Here is a 13,034-nt window from a genome sequence, read left to right on the forward strand (position 1 = left end):
GATGTGGCTACACCTTAACACGCTGTCCGTGGGGCGCCGCAACCCCGACCGCTCGGCAGCGCTGGAGTCCTTAGCCTCTTACGCGTGTGCGTGTGCATCCGCTCTGCCCTGGTGTGCCGCATGCAGGCGCGTCTGAGCCTCTACGAGAGGTTCTATCCCGTAGCTTCCGATCTAGCGCTCATGAATGGTTATGAGAAAAGACAGAGCAGATATCCACAGTTGGGAATATCGGGGTGATCCGCGAATGAGTGCACAGCATGTCCGGATTGGCGATGGATGGCCCGGGGGGTGGGGGTATGACCCAGCCGGCGTGGCTTTCCCGGCCGCCACGTCTTAGCAGCTCGGATTCCGCCACGGTTCCAGGGTCGACCAGCGGCCGGAATACGCGGCGCCACCTGCACCTACGCATGTCAAGCCATGCACGAGAACGCCCCCGAACGCAGGTCAACTGTGGGCAAGTGGCCCCCTAGGTGCGAAGGAGCGTCACTCGGACGAGTGGGCCGGTGGGGCTCGCCACCATGATCGTTGTCCGTGTATACGTGGACGGGTAGGTCTGGCAGATACGACCTGTCACCGGCACTTCGCCGCACTGCCCAGCTATGAGAGGACCACCTGATGGCCGCGGATACCATCACCGCCCGGTTTGAGAAGATCTTCGATGCCACCGACAAGGACAACGACGGTGTGGTGGGCTGGTCCGACTACGAAGACATGGCCGATCGCGTCGGCAAAGCATTCGAGCAGCCTGACCTGACCGAGGGGTCTGACAGGTTCCATGAAATCCGCGTCGGAAATCTGAAGAGCAGCTTCATGTCCTTCTGGCTGGAGCTGGAGCCTTACGGCAAGGGCAGCAAGAAGCTGTCCAAGGAGCAATTCGTCACCGCGCTGAGCGAGCTCGCCTCCAGCGACAAAATCTCCGCGTTCCCGAAACTGGCCAAGCGCATGTGTGCGTTTGCCATCGAACGCGACCCGATCCGGACCGACATGGATCAGGACCTGTTCGTGTGCCTCGCGAAGGCCATCGCCGACGCCCCCGAGTCCGACGTGTGGGCGGCCTTCTCACAGGCCGGAAGGCACGTTCCGAGTGGTGTTGGCATCGACCGGGCAATCCGCACTTTCCTGACCAAGCCGGAGCCGAAAATGGATCCGGACCCGGAGGTGGAGCCGGTGTTGAGGGAGGCGTGGGAATGGGAAATTGGGATCGGGGGGATGTTCTTCGGGGTGCTGTAGGCGCGGGCACAACCCACTCAAGCCGGCCCCGCCCATAGCCTCGATCGCCAGGCCCAGAGGCAGCGCGGTACCGGAGCGGGCAACGACTTCCGCGGCTTCCGTGTATCGAGAACCACCGGAGCAACACCGTTCACCGTTCCCGCGCGTCAAGCGACTGCGGCAAGGGGCTGGTAGGCGGTCAGCCCCGGCAGACCTGGCATGGGTCCGCGAGCACAGCCGCGGGCGCCGGCAGTTCACCTGGAACGGCATGATCGGCGAAGTGCTGCCCGCACAGGATGTCCTAGACAGAATCGCCACGAAGGCGTAGTTCGAGGCGGAGCCTTGCCAACGCGGCAGGCTCCGCCGTTGCTTGCATGCCTGGCTTCACGAAGGCGCGGCCTACGGCCGCCACAGCAGCATGCCGTCTTCACCATGTCCGCCTTCCGGGCGGCATCATTTCCTTCGCCGCTGCTCTACCGCCGCCGCCCTGCGGGCGCCGCCGAAGTGTGACTGGGGTCACAAGGGTTCGCCTTTCCGGAATCAAGATCAACTAGCGACTTATATATGTAAGTACGTAAGTCGCAAGGCTTGCGAGGCTTGAGCCCTAAAGGGCTCGCCAGCATAAAGACGCCTTGGGCCCCGAAGGGGCCACCAGCAGGAAGACGCGTATGCGCAATTACGCATTTCGCGCGGGGGGTCAGATTGAAGATCCTCGAACTCTGCGCTGGCTACGGCGGGCTGGGTATGGCTGTGGCTCCCCTAGTCAGTGGTCGTGTGGCGTACGTCGCCGAGACCGCGCCAGGCCCAAGTGCAGTGCTCACCGAGAGGTATCCGGAAGCTCCGAACCTCGGCGATATCTGCGAGATCGACTGGACCGAGCTTGTCGGCCTGGTCGACGTAATCACGGCGGGATTCCCCTGCCAGGACATCAGTATTGCGGGGAATCGGGTTGGAATTCGAGGCGCTCGTTCTGGAGTCTGGGTCAATGTCGTTGACGCAATTCGCGTCATTCGACCGAAGCTCGTCTTCCTGGAAAACGTCTCGAATATCCGGACGCGCGGGCTCGAAGTTGTCCTCGGTGACCTGGCCCAGATCGGGTACAGCGCGCGGTGGGTGTGCGTACGAGCTACCGCAGCTCAAGCTCCTCACCTCCGTGACCGCTGGTTCTGTATTGCGACCCCTGAAGACACCGACCGCGAACCTGGGCAGTAACGGCGGTGCCCGGCACCCTGACGAACGCCGAGCGGGCGGTCACGGCCCCACACTCGACGACGAGGTCTGCTACCTCCTCCCCTACTCGGAGGCGATCCGGGAAGGCCGGCAACCCGAGTCCTCGATCGACGGCCTGCGCTCCCCTTCCCACTGGTGGGGTGAGTACCTCCCCTCCATTCGACGGTGGGAAGACGTGACCGGCCGCGCAGCTCCCCCACCTGCTGAGGTCGGCCGTAAGGGCGGCCCCAGGGTTACGGCTGAGTGGGTCGAGTGGCTGATGGGTCTCCCCCACGGCCATGTGACCGGCGTCCCGGGCCTGACGCGCGGGCAGCAGCTCCAGATCCTCGGGAACGGCGTCGTCCCCCAGCAGGCGACCACGGCCTTCAAGGCTCTCCTCGACCTGGGGGTGTAGATGCCGAACTGGCACGGCTCCGATCGACGGGAGAGGCTGCCGGCGGACTGGCCGCGAACCCGAATCCGCATTCTGCGGCGCGACGGACACCGCTGCACTGCCCGTGATCAGTACGGGAAGCGCTGCGAGGAGCCTGCCACGGACGTGGACCACATCGTGCCTGGTGACGACCACCGAGACGCCAACCTGAGATCGCTCTGCGGGTGGCATCACCAGGCCAAATCCTCGCGCGAAGGCGCGCTCGCGCTGGCCGCGAAGCGCAAGCGCATAGAGCGGCGGTTCCGTAGGACCGAGGGGCATCCCGGCCTGCTGTGAGCCGCAAGGGTCGATAGCTCAACTGGTAGAGCGCCGGTCTCCAAAGCCGGCGGCTGGGGGTTCAAGTCCCTCTCGACCTGCATGAACATCTGGTCGTGGCTCTGGGTCGGGTGGCTCGGAGCCTTCGCTGTGATCGAAGGAGTAGCCCTTGCCCGAGACGACCGAGGAGACACCTTCTCCGAGCACGTCTGGAAGTGGTTCGGCATCGGACGACACGATGAACCTCGGCCTGCCGTCACGGGCTCGGTGCGGCTGCGCCGCTTCGTGCTCCTCGCCTTCTGCACCTGGCTGTGGACGCACTTTCTGACCGGCGGCGCGTTCTGATCTGATCAAGGAGGTGAGCCAGTGCCCGGCCCCGTACCCAACCGTGAAGCCGATCTGGCCCGCCCCCGCGAGCGCAAGGGCGGCGACGCGCAGCCCGTGACGCGCGGCGTCGCCCGGCCCACGAAGGTGCCGAACGCCGACCGCACCTGGCACCCCATCGCCAAGCGCCTGTGGGACTCCCTGAAGACGAGCGGCCAAGCGGACTTCTACCAGGACTCCGACTGGGCGCTCGCCTTCTCCCTCTGCGAAGACCTCTCCTTCTACAAGAAGTCGGGGAAGCGGTCGGGGCAGATGCTCCAGACGATCTACTCCGCCTTCGAGCGACTCCTCGTCGCTGAGGGCGACCGGCGCCGCGTCCGCATCGAGCTGCACGAGCCCGTGCTCGAGGAGCAATCCGCTGCGGTCCTCGCAATCGCTGACTACAAGAAGGATCTCGGCCTCGAAGCCTGATCTCGGGGGGTGAGCCATGGCCGCAACGGCAGACCTCACCCTCGAAGAGATCGAGGCCCTGGAGCCCGAGTTCCACGGGCCGACCTGGCAGAAGGACGCGTTCGGACAGTGGAAGCTGCCAGCGCGCACGCTCGGCTGGCAGATCGCCGGATGGTGCGCCGAGTACCTGGACGGCGAAGGCTCCACCGACGACAGGCGCGTGCCTTGGAAGTTCACCAGAGAGCAGCTCCGTTTCCTCCTGTGGTGGTACGCCATCGACGAGGAAGCCGAGTTCATCTACCGCACGGGCGTCCTCCAGCGGCTCAAGGGCTGGGGTAAGGACCCGCTCCTCGCAGTGATCTCGCTCGTGGAGTTTGTCGGGCCGTCGCGCTTCTCCCACTGGGACGAGAACGGCGAGCCGGTGGCCAAGGCACACCCCCAGGCATGGGTGCAGGTGACCGCCGTCAGCCAGGAGCAGACGACGAACACCATGGGCTACCTGCCGGTCCTGATGTCCGAGAAGCTGATCTCGACGTACGGCATCAAGATGGGCGCCGAGCTGATCCGCGCCGACCGGGGGCGCAAGCGCCTTCAGGCCGTGACCAGCTCGTACCGCGCGATCGAGGGCAAGCGGACCACCTTCACCCTGCTCAACGAAACCCACCACTGGATCTTGGGCAACGGCGGCCACAAGATGTACGAGACCATCGACGGCAATGCCACGAAGATGGATTCTCGCTATTTGAGCATCACCAACGCCTTCATGCCTGGTGAGGACAGCGTCGCCGAGCGAATGCGCGAAGCGTACGAGAAGGTCCGGGCGGGCCTGGCGGCCGACGTCAGCGCGATGTACGACTCGATCGAGGCACACCCGAAGACCCCGCTCACGGCCGAGGCCCTGCGGATCGTCATCCCGAAGATCCGCGGGGACGCGGTGTGGCTCAAGGTCGAGTCGATCATCAAGTCCGTTCTGAACCTGACGATCTCGGCCGCGCGCTCGCGGCGCATGTACCTGAATCAGATCGTCGCCGAAGAGGATGCGGTCTACGGCCCGGCGCAGTGGGACCCCTTGGGGGACAGCTCGCTCATGCTGAACCCCGGAGACGAGATCGTCCTCGGCTTCGACGGCGGCAAGTCCGACGACGCGACCTCGCTGGTCGCTCTCCGCGTCTCCGACATGGCGGCCTTTCTGGTCGGTCTGTGGGAAAAGCCGGACGGCCCGTCCGGAAAGAACTGGGAAGTGCCGCGCATCGAGGTCGACTCGGCTGTGCACGACGCCTTCCGCATGTTCTCGGTGCAGGGCTACTACGCCGACGTGGCTCTCTGGGAGTCGTACATCTCCGAGTGGGATGAGCAGTACGGCGAGGGCCTGGCGGTGCGGTCGCCACTCGGTAAGGACCGGATCGGCTGGGACATGCGGTCGTCGCTGAAGTCTTCGACGATGGCCCATGAGCGCCTGATGCGCTCGATCTTCGACGGCAAGCTCCGTCACGACGGGGACCTCAAGCTCCGCCGGCACGTGCTGAACGCCCGGCGCCGGGTGAACAACTACGGCGTCAGCTTCGGCAAGGAGAGCCGGGAGTCACCCAAAAAGGTCGACGCCTACGCGGCACTCATGTTGGCGCACGAAGCCCTCGTCGACCTCCGAGCCCGCGGCAAGCGGGTCCGCAAGCGGACTGGTCGAGGCTTCTTCCTGTAGCGATGTAAACATTGAACAAGGGTGGTGAACCATGGCTGAGTACACGCCTGCCGCCCTCGCGGTGCAGCTCCTTGCCACCCTGGGCCGGGACAAGGCCCGGCTGACTCGGATCGACGACTACTTTCACGGGCGGCACGACGATCCGTACATGCCGGCGCAGGCCGACGACGAGTACCGCCTCCTGGCGAAGCGGGCCGTCTCGAACTGGGCCCCGCTGCTGGTCAACACTCCGAGCCAGGCGCTCTATGTGGACGGCTACCGTGCGGGTAGCGAGGTGGGCCGCGGCACGGCAACGGATCTTGCTTCCCCGCAGTGGCGGCACTGGCAGCGGTCCCGTCTCGACGCCCGGCAGTCGGCCGTCTACAAGGGCGCGCTGACGTACGGGCACAGCTTCACCCTGACCGAGCGGGTGAAGGGCGTGGTCCTCACGAAGGGCCTGTCCGCGCTCAGGACCAGCGCCCTCTACGAGGACCCGGCCAATGACGACACCCCCCACGCGGCCCTCACCGTGGTCACCTGGCCTGTCGGCGAGAAGGCCGGCAGGGCCCGGATGTGGGATGGCCGCCTCGAGTACGCGGTGACCTTCAAGGGCCTGGATGACAGCGACAGCGTCACGGTCGGCAAGGGCAAGCGCCACGGTGCGGCCGAGTGCCCCGTGACGCGGTTCGCCGCGTCGGTTGACCTTGAAGGCCGCACGGTCGGTCTGGTGGAGCCGATGATCCCGCTCCAGAACCGGATCAACCAGACCGTGTTCGACCTGTTGCTCGCGCAGTCCTACGGCAGCACGAAGGTGCGGACCGTCACGGGCATGGCGCCACCGGTACAGCGCGACCCGGAGACAGGCGAGGTCGTCTATGACGAGCAGGGCAACCCCATCCCTCTGCCGATCAACCACAACGCCAAGCGGTTCCTGTTCGCCGAGGACCCGGATGTTCGATTCGGCAGCCTGGACGAGACTCCGTTGCAGGGGTTCATCGACTCGATCGACATGAGCGTCCGGCACCTGAGCGCCATCGCGCAGGTACCGCCCCACGCGATGCTGGGCCAGATCGCGAACCTTAGCGCCGAGGCCCTCCAGGCCGCCGAAATCAGCCTGAGCCGCATGATCCAGGAGTTCCGTACAGCCTTCGGCGAGGCGTGGGAGAGAGTCTTCCGCTTGGCCGCCGAGCTGGAAGGCGCCCTCGGCGCGGAGGACTTCACGGGCGAGGTGATCTGGCGCGACATGGAACAGCGCTCTCTCGCCCAGTCTGCTGACGCACTGGGCAAGCTGCGCGAGCAGCTCGGCATTCCGGCGAAGGGCTTGTGGAAGCGGGTTCCGAACGTCACGCAGACCGAGCTGGATGAATGGGATGACCTCGCGGACGAGGAAGACTCCGTCGGCCAGCTCGCCTCCGCGCTCACACGGGCGACTCCTGAACCAATCACTGCGGAACCGCTCCCGGCGGCAGCGTGACGCGCACGAAGAGGCAGGCCGAGACCGACGAGGTCTCGGCGGCCTTCCACATTGCCCTGACCCAGATCGGAGCGCAGACCACCGCGGAGGCGCTGGCGCTGTGGGCGGACGTTCCGGCTGACCGGCGAACGGCTACGGCTGGTGCCTGGCTGCGGCGCGCCATCACGCTCGTCATGGGGCGGCGGCGCCAGTCCCGCGACCTCGCGCGGGCCTACTTCAGGCTGGCACGCGCCCTTCAGACCGGAGCGACCGTTGCCGACCCGTACCACCCAGAGCCAACCTACGTAACGCTCGCTGACCTGCGACGGGAGTTCGCAGCACTGGCGGGTACGTACGAGCCGCCCGGCAGACCGCTGGATGAACCCCCACCCGCGGACGGTGAGAGCGCGCTGCCTGCCGGCGCTGCAGAAGAGACCCGGCCCGCGCGGGCCCACGGTCAGACCCGGGGCCACCCCCCGGGGCCGGACGACGATGAGTATCAGGACCAGGACGACGAGGCCCTTGACGAGCACCGTGACCAGGGGGACGGCGAAGACAACGATCAGGACTGGGACCGAATCCTTGTAGAGGAGCTGGACCAGCTCCGGGAGGCCGAGGAACGGATCGAGCGTCAGGCTGAGGAGGAACTTCGGCTCGTTCTCGATGCCCTCGGCCCCACGAACCTTGACCGCCGTCTGACCCTCGAAGACGCCGATCCCGACGAGGCCCACCGTCAGGCGGGCTCGCAACAGGCGGCAGCCGCCGCACGGATCGCGATGAACGGTGCCCGCTCAACGAATTGGAACCACATGACCCGCGACCGGCGGGCGCTCGGCTACGTACGCCTGTCTCGCACAGGCACCCCGTGCGGCTGGTGCGCCATGTTGATCAGCCGGGGCCCGGTCTACAAGACCCGCGAGTCGGCCACCTTCAACGACGGTGACCGATACCACGACAACTGCCACTGCTACGCGATGCCGGTCTGGAACCGGGGTCAGTACCAGTCGAGCGAGCTGACCGCCCTGTCGCGGCAGTACGAGGCCCTGTGGCCACAGGTCACGAAGGGCCACACCGGCAAGGACGCGGTGAGCGTCTGGCGCCGGTTCATCCGCAGCAAGCAGCGAGCGGCAGCCCAGGAGGCGCAGACCGCTGCCGACACGACCCCGGAGGCGTGAAGTGCCCGAAGAGAAGCCCGACGAGACCCCTCCGACCGGCGAGACCCAGCCCGGCCAGAAGCCGGACGAGGAGCAGAAGCCGGATGACAAGGCCGGTGCCGGCGGACAGCCCAGCCCCGAAGACGACCTGCCCGACTGGGCCCGCAAGGAGCTGGCCAGGGCCCGCGGTGAGTCTGCCGGATACCGCACGCGTCTGCGCGAGGCCGAGACGAAGCTCTCCGGCGCGAAGACTCCGGAGGAATTCGAGGCCGCGCTCGCCGACGTGAAGGCGAAGAACGCCGAGCTGGAGCACTCGCTCGTCGTGGCCACCGTGGCCCGAAAGTTCGACCTCCCGGAGGCTCTGGCGGGACGACTTCGCGGTGCGACTCCCGAGGAGCTTGAAGCCGACGCGAAGGCCCTTCAGGCGCTCTTCGCCCCCGAGACTCCGCCTTCCCTGGGCGGTGGCCTCAACCCGTCCGATGAGGACGACGGAGAGATGGACCCGCGCAAGCTCGCGCGGCGAACCCGGCGCTTTTAGCGGCTCGGGTGATCCCCCTTCCTCAACCCCCGTGCTGACCGGCCGGGGGACTTCTTATGCCCCGGAGGTAGCACCCCTTGCCCACCCCTCAGCACCAGGTAGTCAAGCCGCAGAAGCTCGCCGCAACCGCAGTCGGCATGCTCGAACAGGAGCTGATCGTCCCCCGGCTCTTCCGCCGGGAGGGCATCGACCAGTTCAAGGGCGCCGAGAACGACACGGTCAACATGACCGTGGAAGGCATCCTGCCCTTCCGTGAGTACGCCTTCCGAAACGACCGGTCCTCGCCGATCGAGTTCGATGTCTACTCCGAGCGCAAGATCGCCGTGAGCTTCGGCGGAAACGTTTACTCCGCCGTCAAGGTCACCGACGAGCAGTACGATTTCGACCTCGACGGCTGGTCCAAGCTCCTGCGTCCGCAGGTCAAGGCCGTTGCCCGCGGACTTCAGCGCCGGGCCGTCAACACCCTGACCGGCCAGTCGTACGCCGTCACCATCGGCAACGCCCAGGCGAACCTTCGCGGTGCACTGATCGAGGCCCGCCGGGTCCTCAACAAGTTCAACGTGCCCGACGGCGACCGCTACCTTCTGGTGGGTACTGAGTTCGAGTCCGCGCTCCTGAACGACGACAAGATGAACCTCGCGCAGAACGTCGGCGACGGCGCGGCCGAGTCGGCACTCCGGACCGCCACCCTGGGCGACCGGTACGGCTTCCGGATCGTGGTCGACCAGACCATCCCGGCCGACTGCGCCTACGCCTTCGCTTCTTCGGCGTTCGTCTTCGTGACCGGCGCGCCGGCTGTTCCACAGTCGGTTCCGTTCGGTGCCACGCAGTCCTTCGAAGGCATTGCGGCCCGCTGGGTGCGTGACTACGACCCGACGTACATGCAGGACCGATCGGTCGTGAACACCTACGCGGGCTTCCGGAGCGTGACGGACATCCTTGTCGGCTGGGACAACGCCAACAACAAGGAAGTCATCAGCTCCGGCGAGCACTTCGTGCGCGGCATCAAGCTCCACCTCGACGCCAAGTCCGACTACCCGGCAGCCGCATCCGAGCTGGCCACCATCACCGGCATCAGCGACGCGAAGGTATGGACCCCGACCGGCTACAAGGCCGAGGCCGATCCTGCCAACGCCTGAAAACAGGCAGCTGTGTAAACATGTAACCCATGGGTGCATGGCTGCCTCCCGTTCCCGGCGGAAGGAGGAAGCCTGAAGTACGCCACCCTGGACGAGCTCAAAGGCCGTCTCGACTGGGATCTGGACGCCGACGAGCTGCGCATCGCGGCCGGTGCGCTGGAAGATGCATCGGACCTGGCGGCCACTTACGGCCGGGAGTGGCCCGAGGCTACAGCGCCGCGACTGGTCCGGACGCTGGTCCTGAAGTCCGCGGCCAGGTACCTGCGGAACCCGAACGGCTACACGCAGTCGAGAGCGGGCGACGAGACGCTCGCCTGGTCAGACGCCCACGGCCGTGACGCTGGCAGCGTCTACTTCACCCGCGAGGAGATACGCCTCCTGGAAGAACTTGCCGGCCGCAAGCGCGGCATCACCAGCGTGGCCGTCTTCGCCTGGGGCACGAAGCCCCAGCAGGCCAATACCAGCGGTCTCGTACCCGTCGACTACTCCCCCGCCTCGCCCTTCCCTCTCTTCGGGAACGAGGGCCCCTGGTGAGCGTGCAGCGAAGGCGCGGCCAGAGCGCACGCGTGTGGCGGACTACAGAGGTCGTCGACAACCGGGGCAACAGGGTGATCGCGGTGGACGAGGACAGTGCCGTCACCGTCAAGGCCGCATTCATTCCGCAGCGCTCCGGCAAGGCCGAGGTGCCTGGCCAGCAACAGATCAACGTCGTCCGCATGGTTGTCGACCCGCACATCGAGGGCGTGACCCTGTGGTCCCGCGTCGAGTACCAGGGCCGCACGTGGGACATCGTGTCGCCGCCCGCCTACCACCACGGCGACCGCCGCACACGGCACTGGTCGATCGACATCAGGGAGCGGCCCTGATGGCGAAGATCGAAAACAAGGTAGGCCGCTTCAAGCTGGAGAAGTACATCGCCACCTTGCCCGGCGTACAGGACGCACTCGATGAGGCGCGGTTCGAGATCGCTGCGCGCGCCGAGGCCCTGCTTCTCCAGCACCGGCAGGAAGGCCATGCGTCGATCGACGTGGTGGACGGCGACGTGGACAAGTACGTGGTCCTGGACGACGAGCGCGGCAAGAAGGCTGCCCTGTCGATCGAGTACGGCCGCGCCGAGCAGTTCATCGTCCGCAAGGGCAAGGACGGTCAGACCTACCTCGACATCATCCCGGCCGCGGAGGGCCTGTTCATCCTGGCCCGTGCCGCGAACCTCCCCAAGAAGAGGAAGGGGAAGGTGCACCTCGACTGATGGCAGGACTTCCCGACCACATCAAGGCCCTGGCCGAGCTGTCGCCCGTCGAGGACCTGCTCCTCGCCGTGCTGCGCGAGGGCCTGCCCGGCATCCGGGTGAAGTCCCTGGTCGACCTCCACGAGCAGTTTCCGCTCGTCCTCGTCCGCCGCGATCCGACGTGGGGTGAATGGCAGGGCGACACCCGCTTCACCGACGCAGCGCGCGTTGTCATCAACTGCTTTGTCCCGGACCCGAATGGGGACGAGGAAGCAGCGATCCTCTCCGAGGCCGTCCGCGTTGTCCTCCGGAACGCCTGGCTGAACCAGAAGGTATATCCGCGCCGCGGCCACATCATTCGCGTCGATCTGAACTCTGCGCCGCGACGGGCAACGGACTGGGCCACGGCAACAGGGCCCGTCCAGTACGCCGACCTCCCAACCGGGGTTTGGCGCTACGAGTCGATCTACGACGTGCAGATCCGCAAGCCGCGGACTCGCCCTTACACCCCTTAAAAGTCCCTACCGCACGAGGCCCGGATTCCCTTCGCGGGGAGCCGGGCCTTTTGCATGCGCGAGCAAGGATGCAGCCTCTTGGCAATCAATGACCTGGCCACCCTCGTTGTAGGAAGTGGCAATTACCTGACGGCCCCGGTTGGCACCACGATGCCATCGGACCTTCTGACACCCCTCAGCCCATGGCAGAACATCGGTCATACCTCCCTTGAGGACATCTTCGGCATTACCTCCGAAGGCGGCGAGGCAACCACCATCGGAAGCCTCCAGAACAAGTCCCTCCGAACGAAGTACTCTGCCCGAACCGAGACCATGACGTTCACTTTGCAGCAGTTTGACACTGCCGGGCTGAAGCTCTACTTCGGCGCCAATGCGCCCATCCTTCCGGACGGTTCGGTCGGCGTTCCTACCAATCCGGAACCCACCCAGTCAGCATTTCTCGCGGTATTCGTTGACGGCGACAATCATTTCGCCTTCTACGCTCCCCGCGCCGAAATCTACCGTGCGGACGACATGGCGATCTCGGACACGGAGAGCCTGGCCGGACTTCCGATCGGCGTTAAGCCGATGGTCCATAACACCAATGTGTGGACGTACGCCATCACACCACTGGGCGGCGTCCTGGCGACCGGTGCGACGGCCGGCACCCCGGGGTCCTTCACCCCTAACGGCGCCACCGTCCCGGCCAACCTTGCCGCCCTGGCGGGAGTCACCGCGACGCCCGCCACCAAGTGGACCACCGGTCAGCACCTGATCCTCGGCGACGGCTCCAAGGCGTGGTGGAACGCGACCGCGTGGGTCGCCGGCACCGCTACCTGACCGAACCCCAACTCCCGGCGCAGATGCCTTCGGACCCGTCTGCGCCGGGCTTTCAGCCGCCGGTCCGCTTCCCTGTTCTGCTTTCTATCCGGAGGTCCGCAACCCCATGGCTTCTTACTCTCTCGATGACATCCGCGCTGCCGCGGAGCGCAAGTACGGCAGCACTGACATTCAGGTCGGCGACGACACCGTCCGCCTTCTCAACCCTCTTCGCCTGCCGAAGGCCCGGCGCGATGCACTGATGGCGCTCCAGGAGGAGATGGGCAAGGAAGAGTCCGACCAGGCAGCGCTTCTGTCCAAGGCGATCCTCACAATCGCAGCTTCCGAAAAGGCGGCCCAGAACCTCCTGAATGAGGTGGACGGCGACCTCGCCATCCTCGCTGAAATCTTCGGCCACTACGGCGAGAGCACCCAGGCGGGGGAAGCCTCGGCCTCGCAGGACTGATCGACGAATACGGGGAGGGCCTCTACCCCGACCTGCTGTTCCACTTCGGCATTGACCTGCGCGACGTGATAGCAGGCCGGGGGCCCTCCCCTGCACTCGTCCTTCTGCTCGTGCAGAGGCTTCCCGACACATCCCTCACGGTAGCTCTCGCGTCTGGCGGCCGT

General features: G+C 66.1%; 17 protein-coding genes and 1 tRNA gene. All 18 read left to right on the plus strand.

The window, feature by feature from the left end; genetic code table 11:
- Positions 1-615: 615 nt before the first annotated feature.
- Positions 616-1,230 carry a hypothetical protein gene (locus ACIQK6_RS23790; protein ID WP_402695394.1) on the plus strand — a complete coding sequence of 205 codons (615 nt, stop codon included), beginning with the start codon at positions 616-618 and terminating at the stop codon, positions 1,228-1,230.
- Between the two features lie 681 nt (positions 1,231-1,911).
- Positions 1,912-2,421, plus strand: coding sequence for a DNA cytosine methyltransferase (locus ACIQK6_RS23795; RefSeq protein WP_402695395.1), 510 nt, complete (start codon positions 1,912-1,914; stop codon positions 2,419-2,421).
- Between the two features lie 277 nt (positions 2,422-2,698).
- Positions 2,699-2,833: a hypothetical protein gene (locus tag ACIQK6_RS23800; protein WP_393721205.1), complete on the plus strand. Its 135-nt coding sequence runs from the start codon at positions 2,699-2,701 to the stop codon at positions 2,831-2,833.
- A 144-nt stretch (positions 2,834-2,977) separates the two neighbouring features.
- Positions 2,978-3,148: a hypothetical protein gene (locus ACIQK6_RS23805; RefSeq protein WP_393721206.1), complete on the plus strand. Its 171-nt coding sequence runs from the start codon at positions 2,978-2,980 to the stop codon at positions 3,146-3,148.
- Positions 3,149-3,155: 7 nt separating this feature from the next.
- Positions 3,156-3,228, plus strand: a tRNA-Trp gene (locus ACIQK6_RS23810).
- A 49-nt stretch (positions 3,229-3,277) separates the two neighbouring features.
- A complete protein-coding gene (locus ACIQK6_RS23815) occupies positions 3,278-3,472 on the plus strand; it encodes a hypothetical protein (protein WP_393721207.1) in 195 nt (64 codons plus the stop codon).
- A gap of 21 nt (positions 3,473-3,493) precedes the next feature.
- Complete coding sequence (locus ACIQK6_RS23820; RefSeq protein ID WP_393721208.1) at positions 3,494-3,922, plus strand: hypothetical protein; 429 nt, start codon at positions 3,494-3,496, stop codon at positions 3,920-3,922.
- Positions 3,923-3,938: 16 nt separating this feature from the next.
- Positions 3,939-5,600: a terminase gene (locus ACIQK6_RS23825; protein WP_393721209.1), complete on the plus strand. Its 1,662-nt coding sequence runs from the start codon at positions 3,939-3,941 to the stop codon at positions 5,598-5,600.
- 31 nt (positions 5,601-5,631) lie between these two features.
- Complete coding sequence (locus ACIQK6_RS23830; protein ID WP_402695396.1) at positions 5,632-7,053, plus strand: phage portal protein; 1,422 nt, start codon at positions 5,632-5,634, stop codon at positions 7,051-7,053.
- Positions 7,050-8,207 carry a hypothetical protein gene (locus ACIQK6_RS23835; protein WP_393721211.1) on the plus strand — a complete coding sequence of 386 codons (1,158 nt, stop codon included), beginning with the start codon at positions 7,050-7,052 and terminating at the stop codon, positions 8,205-8,207. The genes ACIQK6_RS23830 and ACIQK6_RS23835 overlap by 4 nt, the downstream gene beginning before the upstream one ends.
- A gap of 1 nt (position 8,208) precedes the next feature.
- Entirely contained in the window at positions 8,209-8,724 is a 516-nt protein-coding gene (locus tag ACIQK6_RS23840) for a hypothetical protein (RefSeq protein ID WP_393721212.1), read from the plus strand.
- 77 nt (positions 8,725-8,801) lie between these two features.
- Positions 8,802-9,863, plus strand: a complete 1,062-nt coding sequence (locus tag ACIQK6_RS23845) for a hypothetical protein (RefSeq protein WP_402695397.1) — start codon at positions 8,802-8,804, stop codon at positions 9,861-9,863.
- A gap of 33 nt (positions 9,864-9,896) precedes the next feature.
- Positions 9,897-10,397: a hypothetical protein gene (locus ACIQK6_RS23850; RefSeq protein WP_393721214.1), complete on the plus strand. Its 501-nt coding sequence runs from the start codon at positions 9,897-9,899 to the stop codon at positions 10,395-10,397.
- Positions 10,394-10,729: a phage head-tail adapter protein gene (locus ACIQK6_RS23855; RefSeq protein WP_393721215.1), complete on the plus strand. Its 336-nt coding sequence runs from the start codon at positions 10,394-10,396 to the stop codon at positions 10,727-10,729. Before ACIQK6_RS23850 ends, ACIQK6_RS23855 begins: the two co-directional genes overlap by 4 nt.
- Complete coding sequence (locus ACIQK6_RS23860) at positions 10,729-11,112, plus strand: DUF5403 family protein (RefSeq protein ID WP_393721216.1); 384 nt, start codon at positions 10,729-10,731, stop codon at positions 11,110-11,112. The genes ACIQK6_RS23855 and ACIQK6_RS23860 overlap by 1 nt, the downstream gene beginning before the upstream one ends.
- Entirely contained in the window at positions 11,112-11,606 is a 495-nt protein-coding gene (locus ACIQK6_RS23865) for a hypothetical protein (protein ID WP_393721217.1), read from the plus strand. Before ACIQK6_RS23860 ends, ACIQK6_RS23865 begins: the two co-directional genes overlap by 1 nt.
- Positions 11,607-11,684: 78 nt before the next feature.
- Positions 11,685-12,425, plus strand: coding sequence for a hypothetical protein (locus tag ACIQK6_RS23870; RefSeq protein WP_393721218.1), 741 nt, complete (start codon positions 11,685-11,687; stop codon positions 12,423-12,425).
- A gap of 106 nt (positions 12,426-12,531) precedes the next feature.
- Entirely contained in the window at positions 12,532-12,870 is a 339-nt protein-coding gene (locus ACIQK6_RS23875) for a phage tail assembly protein (protein WP_393721219.1), read from the plus strand.
- Positions 12,871-13,034 lie beyond the last annotated feature (164 nt).

Source organism: Streptomyces sp. NPDC091682 (assembly GCF_044756625.1).
In the GTDB taxonomy this organism is placed as follows: domain Bacteria; phylum Actinomycetota; class Actinomycetes; order Streptomycetales; family Streptomycetaceae; genus Streptomyces.

Coding starts and splice junctions, on each gene's coding strand:
- ACIQK6_RS23790 (WP_402695394.1), top strand. CDS start 616: ATGGCCGCGGATACCATCACCGCCCGGTTTGAGAAGATCTTCGATGCC.
- ACIQK6_RS23800 (WP_393721205.1), top strand. CDS start 2,699: ATGGGTCTCCCCCACGGCCATGTGACCGGCGTCCCGGGCCTGACGCGC.
- ACIQK6_RS23825 (WP_393721209.1), top strand. CDS start 3,939: ATGGCCGCAACGGCAGACCTCACCCTCGAAGAGATCGAGGCCCTGGAG.
- ACIQK6_RS23830 (WP_402695396.1), top strand. CDS start 5,632: ATGGCTGAGTACACGCCTGCCGCCCTCGCGGTGCAGCTCCTTGCCACC.
- ACIQK6_RS23860 (WP_393721216.1), top strand. CDS start 10,729: ATGGCGAAGATCGAAAACAAGGTAGGCCGCTTCAAGCTGGAGAAGTAC.
- ACIQK6_RS23865 (WP_393721217.1), top strand. CDS start 11,112: ATGGCAGGACTTCCCGACCACATCAAGGCCCTGGCCGAGCTGTCGCCC.
- ACIQK6_RS23875 (WP_393721219.1), top strand. CDS start 12,532: ATGGCTTCTTACTCTCTCGATGACATCCGCGCTGCCGCGGAGCGCAAG.